Source organism: Pantoea sp. MBD-2R, assembly GCF_039134845.1.
GTDB lineage: Bacteria > Pseudomonadota > Gammaproteobacteria > Enterobacterales > Enterobacteriaceae > Erwinia.
Genome location: NZ_CP152417.1, coordinates 480221 through 499735 on the forward strand (window position 1 = coordinate 480221; position 19515 = coordinate 499735).

General features: G+C 54.5%; 14 protein-coding genes and 4 tRNA genes. 14 read left to right on the forward strand and 4 right to left on the reverse strand.

Annotated elements, in window-relative coordinates; all coding sequences use genetic code 11:
• Positions 1–194: 194 nt before the first annotated feature.
• The gene (epmA, locus tag AAGQ96_RS02005) at positions 195–1172 is read left to right on the forward strand and encodes an elongation factor P--(R)-beta-lysine ligase (RefSeq protein ID WP_147194458.1); all 978 of its coding nucleotides are present in this window, start codon (positions 195–197) and stop codon (positions 1170–1172) included.
• Positions 1173–1234: 62 nt separating this feature from the next.
• Here epmA and mscM read toward each other — a convergent pair whose 3' ends face one another.
• The 3 genes from mscM to rsgA form a co-directional block, all read right to left on the reverse strand.
• Complete coding sequence (gene mscM, locus AAGQ96_RS02010) at positions 1235–4570, reverse strand: miniconductance mechanosensitive channel MscM (protein WP_342754698.1); 3336 nt, start codon at positions 4568–4570, stop codon at positions 1235–1237.
• A gap of 9 nt (positions 4571–4579) precedes the next feature.
• Positions 4580–5479, reverse strand: coding sequence for an archaetidylserine decarboxylase (asd, locus tag AAGQ96_RS02015; RefSeq protein WP_342754699.1), 900 nt, complete (start codon positions 5477–5479; stop codon positions 4580–4582).
• Between the two features lie 96 nt (positions 5480–5575).
• Positions 5576–6637 carry a small ribosomal subunit biogenesis GTPase RsgA gene (rsgA, locus tag AAGQ96_RS02020; protein ID WP_342754700.1) on the reverse strand — a complete coding sequence of 354 codons (1062 nt, stop codon included), beginning with the start codon at positions 6635–6637 and terminating at the stop codon, positions 5576–5578.
• 96 nt (positions 6638–6733) lie between these two features.
• Between rsgA and orn the strand changes: the two genes are divergently transcribed.
• The 5 genes from orn to AAGQ96_RS02045 all read left to right on the forward strand — a co-directional run bounded on the left by orn (position 6734) and on the right by AAGQ96_RS02045 (position 8353).
• Positions 6734–7279, forward strand: coding sequence for an oligoribonuclease (gene orn / locus AAGQ96_RS02025; protein WP_147194468.1), 546 nt, complete (start codon positions 6734–6736; stop codon positions 7277–7279).
• Between the two features lie 243 nt (positions 7280–7522).
• A tRNA-Gly gene (locus AAGQ96_RS02030) sits at positions 7523–7598 on the forward strand.
• A 29-nt stretch (positions 7599–7627) separates the two neighbouring features.
• Positions 7628–7703: transfer RNA gene (locus AAGQ96_RS02035), tRNA-Gly, on the forward strand.
• Positions 7704–7731: 28 nt separating this feature from the next.
• Positions 7732–7807 (forward strand) — tRNA-Gly (locus tag AAGQ96_RS02040).
• 470 nt (positions 7808–8277) lie between these two features.
• Positions 8278–8353: transfer RNA gene (locus AAGQ96_RS02045), tRNA-Gly, on the forward strand.
• Between the two features lie 315 nt (positions 8354–8668).
• Here the strand turns inward: AAGQ96_RS02045 and queG are convergent.
• Positions 8669–9808: a tRNA epoxyqueuosine(34) reductase QueG gene (gene queG, locus AAGQ96_RS02050; protein ID WP_342754701.1), complete on the reverse strand. Its 1140-nt coding sequence runs from the start codon at positions 9806–9808 to the stop codon at positions 8669–8671.
• Here queG and nnr point away from each other — a divergent pair.
• The 8 genes from nnr to hflK all read left to right on the forward strand — a co-directional run bounded on the left by nnr (position 9807) and on the right by hflK (position 19514).
• A complete protein-coding gene (gene nnr, locus AAGQ96_RS02055) occupies positions 9807–11330 on the forward strand; it encodes a bifunctional ADP-dependent NAD(P)H-hydrate dehydratase/NAD(P)H-hydrate epimerase (protein WP_342754702.1) in 1524 nt (507 codons plus the stop codon). The two genes, queG and nnr, sit on opposite strands and share 2 nt — an antisense overlap.
• Positions 11327–11800: a tRNA (adenosine(37)-N6)-threonylcarbamoyltransferase complex ATPase subunit type 1 TsaE gene (gene tsaE / locus AAGQ96_RS02060; protein ID WP_342754703.1), complete on the forward strand. Its 474-nt coding sequence runs from the start codon at positions 11327–11329 to the stop codon at positions 11798–11800. The genes nnr and tsaE overlap by 4 nt, the downstream gene beginning before the upstream one ends.
• An 11-nt stretch (positions 11801–11811) precedes the next feature.
• Positions 11812–13473, forward strand: a complete 1662-nt coding sequence (gene amiB, locus AAGQ96_RS02065; protein WP_342755510.1) for an N-acetylmuramoyl-L-alanine amidase AmiB — start codon at positions 11812–11814, stop codon at positions 13471–13473.
• A 16-nt stretch (positions 13474–13489) separates the two neighbouring features.
• Positions 13490–15364, forward strand: coding sequence for a DNA mismatch repair endonuclease MutL (gene mutL, locus AAGQ96_RS02070; RefSeq protein WP_342754704.1), 1875 nt, complete (start codon positions 13490–13492; stop codon positions 15362–15364).
• Positions 15357–16307 carry a tRNA (adenosine(37)-N6)-dimethylallyltransferase MiaA gene (gene miaA / locus AAGQ96_RS02075; protein ID WP_147194484.1) on the forward strand — a complete coding sequence of 317 codons (951 nt, stop codon included), beginning with the start codon at positions 15357–15359 and terminating at the stop codon, positions 16305–16307. Before mutL ends, miaA begins: the two co-directional genes overlap by 8 nt.
• Positions 16308–16411: 104 nt before the next feature.
• Complete coding sequence (gene hfq / locus AAGQ96_RS02080) at positions 16412–16723, forward strand: RNA chaperone Hfq (RefSeq protein WP_147194487.1); 312 nt, start codon at positions 16412–16414, stop codon at positions 16721–16723.
• A gap of 203 nt (positions 16724–16926) precedes the next feature.
• Positions 16927–18207 (forward strand): ribosome rescue GTPase HflX, encoded by a 1281-nt coding sequence (gene hflX, locus AAGQ96_RS02085; RefSeq protein ID WP_147194490.1) that lies wholly within the window; start codon positions 16927–16929, stop codon positions 18205–18207.
• Positions 18208–18269: 62 nt separating this feature from the next.
• A complete protein-coding gene (gene hflK, locus AAGQ96_RS02090; RefSeq protein ID WP_147194493.1) occupies positions 18270–19514 on the forward strand; it encodes an FtsH protease activity modulator HflK in 1245 nt (414 codons plus the stop codon).
• Position 19515 lies beyond the last annotated feature (1 nt).

Sequence of the window (19515 nt, forward strand, 5' to 3'; positions counted from 1 at the left end):
CTAAACTTGATATGCTCAGGTATTTGAGTGAGAAATAAACAGCAAAACGCGCTGCGGACTGCTGTTTTTTTAACGGGCTGGAAAGGCATATCACCTTGCAGATAAACCGGGCCATCTATTTTATCTGTGCAGGTTTGTTTGTCCGGGCCGGGTCGGGTAGACTGCTTCACCCTGTGTGATTAGGAGTACAAATTATGAGCGATACGGCCAGCTGGCAGCCCAGCGCCCCGATTAGCAATTTATTGAAACGGGCGGCGATCATGGCGGAAATCCGGCGCTTTTTTGCCGATCGTGGGGTGTTGGAAGTCGAAACCCCGGCGATGAGCCAGGCTACGGTGACCGATATCCATCTGTTTCCTTTTCAGACGCGCTTCGTCGGCCCTGGTGCCGCCCAGGGGATGGATCTTTATCTGATGACCAGCCCGGAATATCACATGAAGCGGCTGCTTGCTGCGGGCAGTGGCCCGATTTTCCAGCTTTGTCGCAGCTTCCGTAATGAAGAAGCGGGCCGTCACCACAACCCTGAATTCACCATGCTGGAATGGTATCGCCCGCATTATGATATGTACCGGCTGATGAATGAGGTAGACGATCTGCTACAGCAGGTGCTGGAATGCGGAGCGGCGGAAACGCTCTCTTATCAGCAGGCCTTTATCCGCCATCTGGAGATAGACCCGCTCTCTGCGGACAAAGCTCAGCTGCGTGAAGCGGCGGATAAACTGGGCGTCGGCGATCTGGCGAACCGGGAAGAAGATCGCGACACGCTGTTACAGCTGCTGTTCGTGGTGGGCGTGGAGCCGCTGATTGGTAAAGATAAGCCGGCCTTCGTGTATCACTTCCCGGCCAGTCAGGCCGCGCTAGCCGAGATCAGCACCGAAGATCACCGGGTGGCCGAGCGTTTTGAGGTGTATTTCAAAGGGATTGAGCTGGCTAATGGTTTCCGCGAACTGACTGACAGCCGCGAACAGCGCCAGCGCTTTGAACAGGATAACCGTAAGCGCGCCGCTCGTGGCCTGCCACAGCAGCCGATTGATACTTATCTGCTGGATGCATTGGCTCATGGCATGCCGGATTGTTCTGGCGTGGCGCTTGGCGTAGATCGCATTGTGATGCTGGCGCTGAACGCGTCAGCGCTGAGTGAAGTGATTGCTTTCCCGGTTGGACGCTGCTGATTCCCATCAGACTGGCCGCCGACAGGCTCAGGAACCCATACTGCTGCTCCTGAGCCTGCTGCTTACAATCCCCCAGACTTATAGGTCCGTGCCGCAGGCGCGCCATTGCCAGCGGGTGTCTTTCGGCCCAACGTTTCCATCCGGACCTGGAAAGGTGGGAAAGGCATTTCCAAACCGTGCTCCTGATAACCGCGCAGGATCTGCTGATGCAGTTCATGACGCAACGGCATGCGATGGCCCATTTCTGCGGCGTGAATACGCAGCTCAAAGAGCTGGATGCCCTGTTGCAGATCGACCAGATAGGCTTCCGGTTGTGGGGTTTCCAACACGTACTGACAGCGTTTTGCCGCGGCTAACAGCACGTTGGTGACTTCTTCACTATTGGCTTCTGCCGCTGCCGGAATCGTCAGCACGACGCGCGTGACCGAATCTGACAGTGACCAGTTAATAAACTGCTCGGTGATAAAGGCCTTGTTCGGCACGATGATCTCTTTGCGATCCCAGTCGGTAATCGTGGTGGCACGCGTGTTGATTCGGGTGATGCTGCCCGTCAAATCGCGGATCGTCACGGTATCGCCAATACGAATCGGCTTTTCGAACAGAATAATCAGGCCAGAGATAAAGTTAGCGAAGATCTCCTGCAAGCCAAAACCTAATCCCACACCCAGCGCGGCGACCAGCCATTGTAGTTTTGACCAGTCGACGCCAATCATGGAAAAACCGGCCAGTCCGCCGACCAGGATCAGCGTGTATTTCGTCAGCGTGGTGATGGCATAGCCGGTGCCGGGGGTCAGATTTAAATGCTGAAGCAGCGCCAGCTCCAACAGCGCGGGCATGTTTCGCACCAGCTGCGTGGTGATAATCAGCACTAAAATAGCAATCAGTACCGATCCGAGCGTAATCGGCTGCAGGCTCTCCACGCCCTGCACCGTGGTGCTGGCATCCCACAGCCTGATGTTTTCCAGGAAGCCAAAGGCCGAGTGGATTTCCGACCACAGCACAATCACCGAAACCAGCGCAATAAGCGTCAGGATAGAACGCACCAGCCGCAGCGACTGGGCGCTGATGGCATCCAGATCGATAACCGGTTCGTCAACTTCCTGCGCTTCCGAGTTGTTTTGCGTGGCCGTAGCGTCTTCTTCACCTTTAGCACGTTGTGCAAGGATATCGGCACGCCGGTTGCGGGCACGATCAAAAGCGATGCGACGGCGCTGGATCAGCATCCAGCGGCGGATAATATGGTAGATGACCAGCAGCAGGAACCAGATGGCCAGTGAGGTTTCCACCCTTGCCAGCAGCGCCTGAGAAGTCGCCAGATAACCAATGCAGGAAGCCAGCGCGGCAATCAGCGGAATGCCGATCATCAGGTTCCATAAAAGATTCGTGACAAAGTTTTCGCCATTGCCTTCTTTATCGAGATAAAGCGGAATGCCCGCGCGTTTCAGGCTTACCGTAACAAGGCTCAGCGCACCGCAAATCAGGATAAAGCAGAGCCTTCCCAGGGTGGCTGAAAACTGCCGATCGTCAAGATTATCGAAGCCGATTAGCAGCATAATCAGCGGCACGACAAAGCCGATACACAGGGTATAAAAACGCATTGCGCGCGCGACCCGATTCTGTTGCCAGCGAAAATGGACGATAAACAGACCTTTGGAGCGAGCGAACCCGGCACTGATCATAAAGGCCCAGAGCAGCGGCACGGTCGCGGTGACGCCATCGCCAATCGCCACAGCAATCGGATAAGGCCAGGCGTGCTGAAGACCGTAGCCCAGCGCCATCCACAATACGGGCAGCGGCAGGGCGACCAGAATTGACCAGAAGACGGTACGAACCGTCAGGCCGAAACGATCCTGCGTGACCTTGCCCACCTTGCTGGCCGAACGATTGAGAAAATCACGGTAATGACGACGAGAACTGAGGCTGAAACCCACCAGCAGCAGGGCACCAAGAATCGGCAACACGGTTTCACGGCTGGTAAACATCATGACCAGCGCGCCGGCCATTTGCCCCAGCGTATCCAATGACAGCAGGCTTTTCAGATCGCGCACCAGATCGAGCGGGAAACTGAGATGCAGCGCGCTGACATCTGCCGTCCAGAACAGATAGCGGTGAGTCGCCTCTTTGACTTCTTTCAGCGCATCTTCGAGCTGGCCGTTGGCGACCTTCAGCTTGGTCACTTCGAGGATCAGATTATCGCTGCCTGAAAGCAAAGAACCGATCAGCTCCCGCTGCGTTTTGAGCTGAGCTTCCAGAATTTTACGCTGATCGGCCGTTAACGGCGTACCGTCATCCTGCCTGATTTGACGCAGCTGCTGCTGATGTTCAAGCAGATCCTCATAGTGCAGGCGTTGTACCCGCAACTGACCCATTTCGCTATCCAGCTGCTGAGGCTTTGGCATTTCCGGCAGGCGGGCGACCTGAGCCCGTAAAGCTTCGCCCAGTACGTTAGACACGCCCAGCCACTGCGACTGTTCGCGTATGGTACTTAGCGCCTGACGAACCTGAATCGTCTGGTTGACCGCCGTACGCTGCTGTGAAGCGACCAGATCCATGCGTTGAGCCTGCTGGTTCAGCGCGGCAGAGAGTTCACGGTTAACGCGAAACTGTTTGCTGATGTTCAGCGGCAGTTCGCCGCTGTTTTCCGCCAGCTGCTCGGTTTTCTCCAGCGCCTGCTCCGCCTCGTGTTGACGGCGACTGTTCAGCTGATTACGTAATTCCTGAAGATAAGCATCAAGCTGGCCTGCCTTGCGCTGGTGGATTTCGCCACGCATCCGCGCCAGCTCCTGACGGTTGTTGGCGGAAAGCTGGGCGAGTTCCAGTTCATCAACCCGCGCTTTCTGCGCCGCCGATTCGGCCTGGCGGGCAGCAAGCTGTGCCTGAGCCAGCGGAGTCGCGGGCGAAGGTTGACCTTGCAGACGACGTTCGATTTCATTTAAGGCACGTCGTGCATCGGTCTGCTGCTGGGGAAGCTGAGCAAGCGAATCGCTGATTTCTCTGGCCCGATCCTGCTCCTGCTGAGACTGACGGCCTTCTTCCAGCAGCTGGCTGCTAACCTGAAGGATTTCCTGATCCAGCTCTGCGGCCGTCATGGTGCTGCGAACGGTTTTAGGATTGTCAGCCAGCGCAGCCATCTGCTGGCGAAGCTCGCGCGAGATCTGCGGAAAATCATCAATGATTTGCTGATAATCACGGGTGTTGTTCAGCGACTTCTGCTGCTCATCCAGCCAGTTCAGCGTGGTTTGTAGAGCATCTATAGTTTCCGCCTGATTCGGCGTATCTTTATCCGACTTCGCCGCGTCAAGGGCCTGTTTGATCTGCGCGGTATCCGGTGCGCTGGCGGCCCAGGCGGGCTGGAGCAAAGCCCAGCCCAGTAAGAAAGGTATAATCAGGCGTAACATGCTTATCTACTATGGATGATGTAAAACTTCTTCTGCACTGGTTTTTTGCAGTGCAATGGCCAGCGTCTGACCCAGACGCGTTTTCGTTTCCGGCGTCAGGCTTTCTGCCAGTTTGACCTGGCCTGATGCAAACAGATTGATCACCGTTGAACCCAGCTTAAAGCGGCCCATTTCCTGCCCTTTTAACAGCACGACCGAACCCTCTGCATCCGCGCCCGGCCAGCTCCAGCGCTTAATTACGCCTTCACGCGGTGGCGTAATAGTACCGGCCCAGCTGGTTTCAATGCTGCCAACGATAGTTGCGCCCACCAGAATTTGCGCCATTGGGCCAAACTCGGTATCAAACAGGCAAATAACACGCTCGTTACGGGCAAACAGGTTCGGGATATTTTGTGCCGTTAGCGGGTTGACCGAATAGAGGTCGCCCGGCACGTAAATCATTTCACGCAGAATACCGTTACAAGGCATATGCACGCGGTGATAGTCGCGTGGTGCCAGATAGGTGGTCACAAACTCACCGTCACGGAACATCTCGCTCATCGCCGCATTCCCTGCCAGCAACGCTTCCAGCGAATAGGTATGGCCTTTCGCCTGGAAGATTTGATCGCCTTCTATATGGCCAAGCTGACTGATTGCGCCATCGGCTGGCAGCACCAGCAGGTTAGGATCTTTTTCAATCGGACGGGCATCGTCGCGCAGTGGACGCACGAAGAAATCGTTAAAGGTACGGTAGCTCGTGGTATCCGGCTTCTGCGCCTCTTTCATATCGACTTTGTAGAACCAGACAAAAACGTCGATAACGGCTTTAGTCAGCCAGCCTGCGCGCTTGCTGGCGCCCCAGCCAGCCAGTTCGGTCAGGCCTTTCTTAGGTAAAATGGCGTTCAGGCCGAGTTTAAGACGATCCAACACAGTAGCCTCCTGGCTTTCAGATCAAAATTAGGGGTGCGGAGTGTAGCAGTGCACGGCTATGCAAGCTATGCCGCCCACAAAGCGGGGCGGCAACGGTTAGTCATTGTTTTCAGAAAAGCTGCGACGCATTTTGAGCTGCATATCTGACATGCTGTCCAGGATGCGGTGATAGCTCTCAAAACGGGTAACATCGATCTCACCTTGTTCTACGGCTTCGCGGATCGCGCAGCCCGGATCGGTATCATGTTTGCAGTCGCGGAATTTGCAGTAACCTAAAAACTTACGGAATTCGACAAATCCACGGGTAATTTGTTCCGGTTCCAGATGCCACAAACCAAATTCACGGACCCCCGGGGAATCGATAATATCGCCGCCGGTTGGGAAATGGTAAAGGCGGGCTGCGGTGGTCGTATGCTGGCCAAGACCCGAAACGTCCGAGACGTCGTTGGTCAGGATCTCATTGGCGCTCAGCTCAAGGCCCAGCAGGGCATTAAGCAGGCTCGATTTACCCACGCCAGACTGACCGGCAAAAATGCTGATTCGACCGATTAACGCGGCCTCCAGGTCAGCCAGACCCTGCTTGCGCTGGCTGGAAACCATCACCACGCGATAACCGATTTTACGATAAATCGCCATTTGCTCATCAACAAACGCCTGGCCTGCTTCATCCAGCAGATCCGTTTTGTTGAGAACCAGCAGCGGCTCAACATCCAGCGTTTCGCTCGCCACCAGGTAGCGATCGATAATATTCAGCGAAAGCTCAGGCAAAATGGCGGAAACAATAAAGATTTGGTTGATATTTGCCGCAATTGGCTTTACGCCGTCGTAAAAATCGGGGCGAGTCAGTACCGACGTGCGCTCATGCACCGCTTCGACAATGCCTTTGACGGTCGCGCCGCCCTGAACGCCTGGTCGCCACAGTACGCGATCGCCTGTCACCAGCGAACGAATTGTGCGGCGGATATTACAGCGGTGAACGCTACCATCCGCATCTTCCACATCGGCGTGCATGCCAAAACGGCTGATCACCACGCCGTCCCGTGCCTCGCCAAACAGGCTGTCATCGGGTTCTGGCTTGTCGGCGCGCTGTTTCAGGCGACGATCGTGGTTGGCACTAACGCGACGTTGCTGACCTTTGGATAGTTTGTTTTTGCTCACTCTTCCTCTCACGGCTTGGCAGGCTTCGCCCTGACAGGGCAAAACGTTTATGATACACCCTTATGTTTGATGATATAAGCCACGGCGAGAATCCCTATGACTGCAAATGCCAGTAACCTGATTTGGATTGACCTTGAAATGACCGGGCTGGACCCGGAACAGGATCGTATTATTGAGATCGCCACCCTGGTGACCGATGCCGATCTGAACATTCTGGCGGAAGGGCCGGTGTTTGCTGTACATCAGTCTGACGCGCAGCTGGCGCTGATGGACGACTGGAATGTGAACACGCATACCCATAGCGGCCTGGTAGAAAGAGTGAAAGCCAGCCAGTATGACGACCGCAAAGCAGAACTGGCGACCATTGAGTTCTTAAAAAAATGGGTGCCGGCCAACAGCTCGCCAATCTGCGGTAACAGTATCGGCCAGGATCGCCGCTTCCTGTTTAAGTACATGCCGGAACTGGAAGCTTACTTCCATTATCGCTATCTTGACGTCAGCACGCTGAAAGAACTGGCGCGTCGCTGGAAGCCAGAAATCCTGCCGGGCTTTAAAAAGCAGGGCACGCATCAGGCTATGGATGACATTCGCGAATCGGTGGCAGAACTGGCTTACTACCGCGAACATTTCATTCAGCTGTAAGATTGCGGGCCGTTGGATGCAAAGCACCGACGTGTTTTGCTCTGTCTCCAGGCGATGAAAAATCTTATCTGCCGCCGCAAACGCAAGATTTGTCCGTTTTTGCCGATAAAACTAGCATTGTGCCGCTTTTATCGGCAGTTGAGCGGTGAATATAAAATTTTTGCGTTTACGGGCTTGCAGCGAGTCTCTTTTCTCGTATAATTCGCACCCCGTACCGGTAGAGTTTTTTGATCGTTACGCAGAGCGGGAATAGCTCAGTTGGTAGAGCACGACCTTGCCAAGGTCGGGGTCGCGAGTTCGAGTCTCGTTTCCCGCTCCAAAATGATTTAGATGTACTGCACCACCCAAGCGGGAATAGCTCAGTTGGTAGAGCACGACCTTGCCAAGGTCGGGGTCGCGAGTTCGAGTCTCGTTTCCCGCTCCAAAATGATTTGATGTACTGCACCACCCAAGCGGGAATAGCTCAGTTGGTAGAGCACGACCTTGCCAAGGTCGGGGTCGCGAGTTCGAGTCTCGTTTCCCGCTCCAATTTTTCACCTCCGGTTTTCTTTTTTGCTCCTGACTTAGTCGATAACCTATAGCGATTCGCTAACACTTCCGCTTTTTTGATATAACGCAGACCTTCTGTGTCACAGCGGATATGCCCGTTATCACCCTCGGTACAGACGGAAAAAAGCCGCCTTTGAGCAAAATTTACACCGAGTTCGAAAAATGAACTATTCTTCATCCTGCTACAGGAAGTGGGAAGGGGTGTAAGGATTATTTGATCAGAGGCGAATGCCAGCTAAACGCGGATCTGAAGACGACGGCAAGGCCCGCGTGACAAAGGCCAGACGCGTTCAGTAAAGCTGTTTATCGTGCAGTTTAATGGAAAAAAAACTTGTCATCAGGCTTTGATAAGTCCATAATCGCACCCACTTAGGCTTCTGAAAAGAAGATAGCCTTAAAAATCAATAAGTTAAGAAGGTTAAGCGACTTATTGATGATGCACTTCCTCAGCGGGAATAGCTCAGTTGGTAGAGCACGACCTTGCCAAGGTCGGGGTCGCGAGTTCGAGTCTCGTTTCCCGCTCCAAATTACGACATACCCTGGTATTCAAAATAACTTATCCACAGCGCGTCTGATGCTGTGCTTCGCTTTTTTTGACCTCCCCTGGATATTCCTCAACAGAGTTATCCACAGATTACGCCTGCCCGTTATTTGGCAAAAGAAACAGCGAAAGATTTTGCGTCTTATGTAACTCGCTGTTATTACTGCATATAATAATATGTCAAAATGTTATCTGGATCGCTTGTGCTTTCTGTGACGTTTGAATGACAACAGCTTTTTAATTTTATGCACAGCATGTGGAAAACTTTAGCAAGATGATGTGAAGGCGTTGTTGCTCGTTTATGCATCCCTTGGCAAACCCTTTTCTATCGATCGAACCAGACGCTTTTGTTGCCCGCTTTGGATTTCAACGGCGTTTTCAGCCCGTTTTTCCAGCTGCCGAGCCAGCGCCCAGTCAATATGCTCATCCAGCATCGCGTTCTCGCCTTTTCTGGCGGTGAGCACGGCCACGTTTTCAGCCGACCACGGGGCGTTGCCCAAAGCTACCGCGATATTCCTCAGCCAGCGCAGATGTCCAATCCTGCGGATTGCCGACCCTTCCGTCACGCGCAAAAATTTCGCTTCATCCCAGACAAAAAGATCGGCTAAAGGCGGTGCATGTAGCACGGCGCGAGGGCTGAAATCGTCCTCATCGGTAAGCTGACCATAGCGATTCCACGGGCAAATTAGCTGGCAGTCATCACAGCCATAAATGCGGTTGCCGATTAACGGCCGAAATTCTTCCGGGATAGCGCCTTCCAGCTCAATGGTCAGGTAGGAAATGCAGCGCCTGGCGTCCACGGTATAAGGTTCGACAATTGCGCCGGTGGGACAGGTTGTGATGCAGGCGACGCAGCGGCCACACTGTTCCTCCTGCGGTGAATCGACCGGCAAAGGAAGGTTAATCAGCAACTCGCCAAGAAAAAACCATGACCCGGCTTCACGATTGAGGATCAGCGAATGTTTGCCGGTCCAGCCAAGGCCAGCCTTCGCGGCCAGCGGCCTTTCAAGCACCGGCGCGGAATCGACGAAAGGACGGAATTCCGCCTCCTCACAGCGCTCACGAATTTTATCTCCGAGCTTTTTCAGGCGATTGCGCAATACTTTGTGGTAATCACGCCCCAGCGCATAGCGGCTGACATAGCCCAGCTGCGGATTTTTTAACGTACTGGCAAAGGCCGCTTTGGCGGGGAGATAGTTCATGCGAACGCTAATAACCCGCAGCGTGCCGGGCAGCAGTTCATGGGGACGCGCACGCATCATGCCGTGCCGGGCCATCCAGTCCATTTCACCATGATACTGTTTGTCCAGCCACGCCTGCAGGCGCGGTTCTTCCAGGCTGAGATCGGTATCGGCGATACCCACCTGTTGGAAGCCGAGCTCCAGCCCCCATTGTTTAATATCCAGGGCAAATTGAGAAAGATCGAGAGGATGCGACATGAAAAACCTGAACCCGCTAAATAACCCGACCAGTTTACCCTATTCTGTCTGGCCTGTAGAGGCGATGGCGCAACTGGAACGCGATGGGGCCGATGCGCTTGGCATCACGCTGTTTGAGCTGATGCAGCGCGCAGGGGAAGCCGCCTTTCATCGCATTCGCGCGATCTGGCCGGAAAAGCAGCACTGGCTGATCCTCTGCGGTCATGGCAATAACGGTGGGGATGGCTTTATTGTTGCACGCCTTGCGCAGTCGGCCGGACTGAACGTAACGGTAATCGCTTGTGAAGGCGCAAAACCGCTGCCAGACGAGGCGCAGCAGGCACGCGAAGCCTGGCTGAATGCAGGGGGCGACATTCACGAGCCTTCCGCCCTGTGGCCGGAGCAGGTTGATATTATTGTGGATGCGCTGCTGGGAACAGGCTTAAACAGCGCGCCTAAAGCGCCTTACCAGCAGCTGATCGCAAAAGCGAACGCGCACACGGCGCCAGTTTTCGCCATCGATATACCTTCTGGGTTAGTGGCTGCTAACGGTACAGCTCCCGGCGAAGTTATCTCAGCAGAACATACGTTAACTTTTATCGCCCTTAAACCGGGCCTGCTGACGGGCAAAGCCCGCGATTACGTTGGCCAGCTGCATTTTCATGCCCTGAGCCTGGATCCCTGGCTGAGCGGGCAGGACGCGCCGATTGCTCGCTACGATGCTTCTGCGCTGTCCGGCTGGCTCAAGCCCCGAAAGCCCACTTCCCATAAAGGCGATCATGGCAAGCTGGTGATTATCGGGGGCGATCACGGTACGGCAGGCGCGATCCGTATGACCGGAGAAGCCGCACTACGTGCAGGAGCAGGATTGGTGCGAGTACTCACTCACAAAGATAACCTTTCTCCGTTATTGACCGCGCGTCCTGAACTTATGGTGCAGGAGTTGACTGATGAAGCCGTCGATCGGGCGCTGGAATGGGCGGATGTGATTGTGATTGGACCTGGGCTGGGTCAGGGCGAATGGGGGAAAAAAGCCCTGAAAAAAGTGGAAAGCTCGCAGAAACCGATGCTTTGGGATGCAGATGCGCTTAACCTACTGGCAATCAACAACGATAAACGTCAAAATCGCATTATTACGCCTCATCCGGGTGAAGCCGCTCGCTTGTTGAATGTAAAGACCAGTGAAATTGAGAGCGATCGCTTACACTCAGCCCAACGCCTGGCGCAGCAATATGGCGGCGTAGTGGTACTGAAAGGGGCGGGTACGCTTATCGCCAGCGAGTCGGATGCGCTTGCCATCGCCGATGTCGGCAATGCGGGCATGGCGACCGGCGGAATGGGCGACGTGCTTTCAGGTATTATTGGGAGTTTGTTAGCGCAGAAGCTCTCGCTGTATGATGCTGCCTGTGCCGGTTGCGTAGCCCATGGTGCCGCAGCCGAAGCAGTATCACAACGCGTTGGTACACGTGGAATGTTAGCGACCGATCTGTTTTCCGAGCTGTATCTGTTTGTCAATCCAGAGATCCTGAATAGAAAAGAATGAAGACCTGTGTAATAGCATTGTCCGATGAGGCTGCCACCCTTGCTCTGGGAGCCAGCCTGGCCCGCGCCTGTGACGGCGCGGCAACACTCTATCTCTATGGTGATTTGGGGGCGGGAAAAACCACCTTCAGCCGGGGATTTCTCCAGGCGCTGGGTCATCAGGGAAACGTGAAAAGCCCGACTTACACCCTGGTCGAGCCTTATGTCCTGCCAGAGCGTCGGATCTATCATTTTGATCTTTATCGGCTTGCCGATCCGGAAGAGCTGGAATTCATGGGTATCCGTGATTATTTCAGCGGCGACTGTATTTGTCTGGTCGAATGGCCGCAAAAGGGCGAGGGCGTTCTGCCTGAGCCGGATATAGAACTCCATCTGAGCTATCAGGGAAAAGCGCGGCAAGCGGACATCACCGCTTGTTCGGTTGCCGGTGAATCGATGCTTCAGCGCATGGTTATGGAAAAGGGTCTTTAATAATGTTGCGCATGAAGTTTGGGCTGCTGCTGGCGCTGTTAGTTTCTTCTTTTTCCAGCCTCGCGGCTAACCTGTCAGATATTCAGGTTTCTAACGGCGATGACAAAGCGACCGTCACGCTGAGCTTTGGTGGCCAGCCGGTTTATGGTTTCTTTCCGCTGCATAATCCTGAGCGCGTGGTTTTGGATATTCGGCAAAGCGGCGTGGTCAGAGGATTACCGCTAACCTTTAGCGGTAACAATTTGGTTAAGCGTATTCGCTCCAGCCAGCCGAAAGACAGTCAGAGTATTCGGCTGGTCTTTGAGCTGACGCAGCAGGGCAAAACCCGCGCTTCTACGCAGCGTAATGGCAATAGCTACAATGTTGTCTTCACTATTGAAGGCAAACAAGCGGCAAGGCCTGCGCCAGCGAGAGCGCAAATCAGCACGGCTTCACGATCGGAGCCTTCCGTACCCGCCGACAATCCGTTTAAAGGTAACACCGTGACCGCCGTCAGCAGTGGCAACGAGGTTGCGGTGCCGGGGCTGGGAACGCGTTCGGTCAACGAGGCAGTGATTGTTGCTATCGATGCCGGACATGGCGGTCAGGATCCCGGTGCCATTGGCGCACGTGGGCTGAAAGAGAAAAACGTCACCATTGCGATTGCCCGCAAGCTGAAAGCGTTGCTGAACGCCGATCCCATGTTCAAAGGCGTAATGACGCGTGATGGTGACTATTTTATTTCTGTTATGGGCCGTTCAGATGTGGCGCGTAAACAGAACGCCAATCTGCTGGTCTCTATCCATGCGGATGCGGCACCAAACCGCAGCGCGTCAGGCGCTTCCGTCTGGGTGCTGTCTAACCGTCGTGCGAATAGCGAAATGGCAGGCTGGCTGGAACAGCATGAGAAACAGTCCGAGCTGTTAGGTGGCGCAGGCGACCTGTTGGCCAACAGCCAGGCCGATCCTTATCTCAGTCAGGCGGTACTTGACCTGCAATTCGGTCATTCGCAGCGAGTGGGCTATGACGTGGCGGTGAAAGTTATCGCGCAGTTACAGCGCGTCGGATCGTTACATAAGCGCCGTCCGGAACATGCCAGCCTGGGCGTATTACGCTCGCCGGATATTCCATCCCTGCTGGTGGAAACCGGCTTTATCAGTAATCCTTCGGAGGAGCGACTGCTTGGCAGTAGCGCTTACCAGCAGAAGATTGCCGAGTCGATTTATAAAGGACTCCGTAACTACTTCCTGGCGCACCCGCTACAAGCTATCCCAAAGGAGGAAAACCGACCGTTGCAGTCCGCAACGGCGGTTGATGTGCAACCGAATCCGGCTCCGGCAGAGACGCAATATTCTGGCGCAGTAACGCGTCATGTGGTTAAACGAGGCGAAACCCTGTCTGGCATTGCGGCCCACTATGGCGTAAGTATGGCGATGATGCGCTCGATGAACGCGTTGAAGAGAGATGTGGTCTGGGTCGGTCAGCGCCTTAAGGTGCCTGCTAACGCCAGCAGCCAGCAGGCCAGCGCCAGTGCCAGCAGAAGCAGGCCAACTCGCCATAAAGTGGTACGCGGAGATTCGCTAACGGCCATTGCTGTGCATTACGGCGTGAGTCCAAAAGCCATCATGCAGGCGAACAGGATGAAATCGCAAAACGTCATGTTAGGACAGACGCTGACCATTCCAACTTCTTAAATCACAAGGATTCTTTATGCCGATTCAGGTCTTGCCTCCTCAGCTCGCTAACCAGATTGCTGCGGGCGAAGTGGTGGAACGCCCGGCGTCGGTGGTGAAAGAACTGGTTGAAAACAGTCTGGATGCTGGCGCCACACGGATTGATATTGAGATCGATAAAGGCGGCGCTAAACTCATCCGCATCCGCGATAACGGCAGCGGGATCGGCAAAGACGAGCTGGCAATGGCGCTGGCTCGCCATGCCACCAGCAAAATTACCAGCCTTGACGATCTCGAAGCCATCGTCAGTCTGGGATTTCGCGGTGAAGCGCTGGCCAGTATCAGCTCGGTTTCACGTCTGACGCTGACTTCCCGTACGGAAGCGCAAACGGAAGCCTGGCAGGCCTATGCTGAAGGGCGGGAAATGGACGTGACGGTCAAACCGGCGGCTCATCCGGTGGGAACCACGCTGGAAGTGCTGGATCTCTTCTACAACACGCCCGCCAGACGCAAATTCATGCGCACCGAGAAAACCGAATTTAATCATATTGATGAAATTATCCGGCGCATCGCGCTGGCGCGGTTTGATGTGGCTTTCTCACTAACGCATAACGGCAAGCTGATACGCCAGTATCGCGGTGTCAGCGATACCACTCAACGTGAACGCCGCCTGGGTTCTATCTGCGGCACGGCTTTTCTTACGCACGCCCTGGCCATTGAGTGGCAGCATGGCGATCTCAGCCTGCGCGGTTGGGTTGCCGATCCGGCAGGTTCACGCGCGGTTAGCGAGCTGCAATACTGCTACGTGAATGGCCGAATGATGCGCGACAGGCTGATTAATCATGCTATTCGCCAGGCTTATCAGGATAAGCTCGGCGACGATCATCAGCCCGCCTATGTGCTTTATCTGGAAATCGACCCGCATCAGGTTGATGTAAATGTCCATCCGGCGAAGCATGAAGTGCGCTTCCATCAGTCCCGTCTGGTTCATGACTTTATCTATCAGGGCGTGGTGAGTGTGCTACAGGAAACCGGTGCAGAAACGCTGCCTGCCTCTGCGGAAGAAACGCCCGTGGAACGCTGGCAGCCTGCCAACAGACCGGCAGCCGGTGGCAATCACTTCTCGTCGCCTGCCCCCGTAAACGATACCCGTTCAGCCTCTTCTTCTTCGCAGACTAATCTGCGCGGTGACGGCACGGGCAGGGCATCGCCGGGTGCCTGGCAGCGACAGGAGCCGGTGTATCAGAAAAAAGAAGGGGCGGCTTATCAGCAGCTTCTGCGGACGCCTGAGCCGCCACGTGCGCAGGAAATGGCCCCTGAATTACCACGCAAGGAAGAGGCGCCTCTCAGCGCTCACAGCCAAAGTTTTGGCCGGGTATTGACGGTCTTCAATAATGATTTTGCGCTGGTAGAAGCCCGGGAACGCCTGGCCCTGATTTCGTTGCCTACAGCCAGCCGTTGGCTGAAACAGGCGCAGCTGGAGCCGGGGCAGGAGGGACTCAAACCCCAGCCGTTATTGATTCCGGTGCGCATGAAGGTCGCGAAGTCCGAGCGCGATGTGATTAGTCAGTACGCAGAGCTGCTCATACAGATGGGCATTGAGCTGCAAGCTGACGGTCAACATGTGACCCTGCGCGCGGTGCCTTTACCTTTACGGCAACAAAATTTACAAAACTTGATTCCAGACCTGTTAGGCTATCTCGCCGGACAGACTGATGCCTCTGCAACACAGGTGGCGCAGTGGATTGCACGTCATTCCACCGCCGATCATCTGCACTGGAATCACTCGCAGGCGATTGCGCTGCTGGCCGAGGTCGAAAGGCTTTGCCCACAGCTGATTAAATCGCCACCTTCTGGATTATTGCAGTACGTCGATATAGAACAGGCGATGAACGCCCTGAAGCATGAGTGAAACTTCTAAGGCTGGCCGGCCAAAGGCAATATTTTTGATGGGGCCAACGGCCTCTGGCAAGACGGCGCTGGCGATTGCTTTGCGTCAACATTTGCCGGTAGAGCTGATAAGCGTCGATTCCGCGCTGATTTATCGGGGAATGGACATTGGCACAGCCAAGCCTTCTGCCGAAGAACGGCGGCTTGCGCCTCATCGTTTACTGGACATCCGCGATCCTGCGGAAGCGTACTCAGCAGCAGAGTTTCGCCGTGATGCCCTGCGTGAAATGGCTGAAATTACCGAAAGCGGGAAAATCCCGCTGCTTGTTGGTGGCACCATGCTCTACTACAAGGCGCTACTGGAAGGATTATCGCCGTTGCCCCCGGCCGATCCTGAGGTGCGCCAGCGTATTGAGCAAAAGGCGAGTGAAGAGGGTTGGGATTCTCTTCATCGTCAGTTATGTGAAATAGATCCCATTGCGGGGAGTCGTATTCATCCGAATGATCCCCAGAGACTCTCGCGAGCACTGGAAGTTTTTTTTATTTCAGGTAAAACTTTAACGGAACTGACGAAAACAGCAGGTGAAGCGCTGCCTTACGATGTGGCGCAGTTCGCGATTGCACCCGATAATCGCGCACTGCTACATCAGCGGATTGCGCTGCGTTTTGAACAAATGTTGGCGTCAGGATTTGAAGCGGAGGCTCGGGCACTTTATGCACGAGGTGATTTGCATACGGATATGCCTTCCATTCGTTGTGTGGGTTATCGCCAGATGTGGTCATTTTTAGCTGGCGAGATCGATTACGATGAAATGGTTTATCGGGGGATTTGCGCGACCCGGCAGTTGGCAAAGCGCCAGATGACCTGGCTGCGAGGTTGGGAGGATGTTCACTGGCTGGATAGCGAACAACCTGATGCCGCGCTGACCAACGTATTGCAGGTTCTTAGTGCGAAGGCTGGGTGATTGTGTACAATTGGTGCGAAATCGTGCGCAAATTTTTACGCAGTATTTCAGAGTCCTTAGGGGTTCTTAAGTAGTAAACAACAAGCATATAAGGAAAAGATAGAATGGCTAAGGGGCAATCATTGCAAGATCCGTTCTTAAACGCACTGCGTCGCGAACGTGTTCCGGTTTCGATTTATTTGGTTAATGGTATTAAACTGCAAGGTCAAATCGAATCATTTGACCAGTTTGTTATTTTATTGAAAAACACGGTCAGCCAGATGGTTTATAAGCACGCTATCTCTACCGTTGTTCCGTCCCGTCCGGTCTCCCATCATAGCAATAACACGGGTGGCGGAAGCAGCAACTATCATCATGGTGGCAGCAATCAGGGGGCCGCTGGTCAGCCTCAGCAAGAGAGTGAAGACACAGAGTAATCACTGCTCTCAGGGCGGGTATACCTGATTCTTCAGGCCCCGTCCTGGCAATGACATCTTTATCTGTTCCAAACCGTCGCCAGACGCCGGAATACAGATAAAAAATACGCCTTTTCTATGACGTTAATGTGCATTTTGCATCTGATTTTGACGCAGTATGGCCATCGTAAAGCAGGTTTAACAAGGTTCTGAGAGGTTTTAGTTTGTTTGACCGTTATGATGCCGGTGAGCAGGCCGTACTGGTACACATCTATTTTTCCCAAGACAGGGATATGGAAGATTTGCAGGAGTTTGAAACTCTCGTCTCTTCCGCAGGTGTTGAAGCGCTGCGTGTTGTTACAGGCAGCCGCAAAGCGCCACATCCTAAATACTTTGTCGGTGAAGGGAAAGCCATTGAAATTGCCGAAGCGGTGAAAGACAGCGGCGCTTCCGTGGTGCTGTTCGATCATGCTTTAAGTCCGGCGCAGGAGCGTAACCTTGAAGCGCTCTGCCAGTGTCGTGTTATCGACCGTACCGGACTGATCCTGGATATCTTTGCCCAGCGCGCACGTACCCATGAAGGTAAATTACAGGTGGAGTTGGCCCAGCTTCGCCATCTCGCCACGCGCCTGGTTCGCGGCTGGACGCACCTTGAACGCCAGAAAGGCGGTATCGGTCTGCGCGGGCCGGGTGAAACCCAGCTGGAAACTGACCGTCGCTTGTTGCGTAATCGCATCACGCTGATCCTTTCCCGTCTTGAGCGCGTTGAGAAACAGCGCGATCAGGGCAGGCAGGCGCGTAACAAAGCTGACGTACCGACCGTTTCACTGGTTGGCTATACCAACGCCGGTAAATCGACGCTGTTTAATCGGATTACCGATGCTGAGGTCTACGTCGCTAACCAGCTTTTCGCCACCCTCGACCCGACCTTACGCCGCATTGACGTAGCGGATGTCGGGGAAGTGGTGCTGGCAGACACGGTTGGTTTTATCCGTCACCTGCCGCATGACCTGGTTGCCGCGTTCAAGGCGACGCTACAGGAAACCCGGCAGGCCGCGCTGTTGCTGCATGTGATTGATGCCGCTGATTTACGCGTGGATGAAAATATTGAAGCGGTGGAAGAGGTTCTGGAAGAAATTGAATCTGATGAAATCCCAACGCTGCAAATAATGAATAAGATCGACATGCTGGAGGATTTCGTTCCCAGGATCGATCGTGATGAAGAAAATATGCCTGTTCGTGTTTGGCTCTCCGCACAAACGGGCGAAGGCATTGCGCTGCTTTTCCAGGCGCTGACCGAACGTCTGGCGGGTGAAATAGCCCAGTATGAATTACGTCTGCCGCCTGAAGCAGGACGGCTGCGCAGTCGCTTTTACCAGTTACAGGCAATTGAAAAAGAGTGGAATGAAGACGATGGCAGCGTGGGATTACAGGTGCGCATGCCAATTGTCGACTGGCGGCGCCTGTGCAAACAGGAACCGTCGCTGGTGGATTACATTGTTTAACGCCCGACACGCGTATCCCGGCCCTGGGATAACACCGCACACACAATTAATGGAGTATAAACATGGCGTGGAATCAGCCCGGGAAGAACGGACAGGACCGCGACCCGTGGGGAAGCAGCAATAATCAAGGCGGCAACTCTGGGGGTAATAAGGGAGGACGTGATAAAGGGCCTCCTGATTTGGATGATATTTTTCGCAAACTGAGCAAAAAGCTGGGTGGCCTGGGCGGCGGTAAAAACGACGGTGGCAACGGTCAGCCGGCACCGGGTCGCGGCAGCCGACTGGTTGGGATTGTCGTGGTTGCAGCGGTCGTTATCTGGGCGGGCAGTGGTTTCTATACCATCAAAGAAGCCGAGCGAGGCGTGGTGACGCGCTTTGGCAAGTTTAGCCATTTGGTGGAGCCGGGCCTGAACTGGAAACCGACGTTTATCGATCAGGTGCGTGCTGTTAACGTTGAAGCGGTTCGCGAACTGGCGGCTTCCGGTACGATGCTGACTTCTGACGAAAACGTGGTGCGCGTTGAAATGAACGTTCAGTACCGCGTCACCAATCCAGAACGTTATCTGTTTGCCGTAACCAGTGCTGATGACAGCCTGCGTCAGGCAACAGACAGCGCTTTGCGCGGCGTAATTGGTCGCTCAACAATGGATCGCATCCTGACCGAGGGGCGTACCGTTGTGCGTAGCGATACCCAGCGCGAGCTGGAAGAGACTATTCGTCCGTACGATATGGGCATTACGCTGCTTGACGTCAACTTCCAGGCGGCTCGTCCACCGGAAGAGGTAAAAGCGTCGTTCGATGATGCGATTGCCGCCCGCGAAAATCGCGAGCAGTACGTGCGTGAAGCAGAAGCCTATGCGAATGAAGTTCAGCCACGCGCGAACGGACAGGCGCAGCGTATTTTAGAAGAAGCGCGCGCTTATAAAACCCGCACCGTGCTTGAAGCACAGGGTGAGGTTGCTCGCTTTGCTAAAATCCTGCCGGAATATAAAGCGGCGCCGGAAATCACGCGTGAACGCCTCTATATCGAAACCATGGAGCGGGTACTTAGCCATACTCGTAAAGTACTGGTTAACGACAAGGGCAATAACCTGATGGTTCTGCCGCTGGACCAGCTGATGCGGGGACAGGGTGCTGCGCCTTCTGGTGCAACTCAGGACAGCAGCAGTAACAGCCTGCTTCGTTTGCCGCCAGCCTCAGGCAGCAACGATCGCGCTGGCAGCTCGTCGTTCAGCCCGGACAACATTATGGATCAGCGTCGGGAAAATGCTCAACGCAACGACACCCAGCGCGAAGGGAGACAGTAAG

Excerpts from the sequence above, each read along its gene's own strand:
- epmA (WP_147194458.1), top strand. The coding sequence starts at position 195 with ATGAGCGATACGGCCAGCTGGCAGCCCAGCGCCCCGATTAGCAATTTA.
- mscM (WP_342754698.1), bottom strand. The coding sequence starts at position 4,570 with ATGTTACGCCTGATTATACCTTTCTTACTGGGCTGGGCTTTGCTCCAG.
- orn (WP_147194468.1), top strand. The coding sequence starts at position 6,734 with ATGACTGCAAATGCCAGTAACCTGATTTGGATTGACCTTGAAATGACC.
- nnr (WP_342754702.1), top strand. The coding sequence starts at position 9,807 with ATGAAAAACCTGAACCCGCTAAATAACCCGACCAGTTTACCCTATTCT.
- queG (WP_342754701.1), bottom strand. The coding sequence starts at position 9,808 with ATGTCGCATCCTCTCGATCTTTCTCAATTTGCCCTGGATATTAAACAA.
- tsaE (WP_342754703.1), top strand. The coding sequence starts at position 11,327 with ATGAAGACCTGTGTAATAGCATTGTCCGATGAGGCTGCCACCCTTGCT.
- amiB (WP_342755510.1), top strand. The coding sequence starts at position 11,812 with ATGAAGTTTGGGCTGCTGCTGGCGCTGTTAGTTTCTTCTTTTTCCAGC.
- mutL (WP_342754704.1), top strand. The coding sequence starts at position 13,490 with ATGCCGATTCAGGTCTTGCCTCCTCAGCTCGCTAACCAGATTGCTGCG.
- miaA (WP_147194484.1), top strand. The coding sequence starts at position 15,357 with ATGAGTGAAACTTCTAAGGCTGGCCGGCCAAAGGCAATATTTTTGATG.
- hfq (WP_147194487.1), top strand. The coding sequence starts at position 16,412 with ATGGCTAAGGGGCAATCATTGCAAGATCCGTTCTTAAACGCACTGCGT.
- hflK (WP_147194493.1), top strand. The coding sequence starts at position 18,270 with ATGGCGTGGAATCAGCCCGGGAAGAACGGACAGGACCGCGACCCGTGG.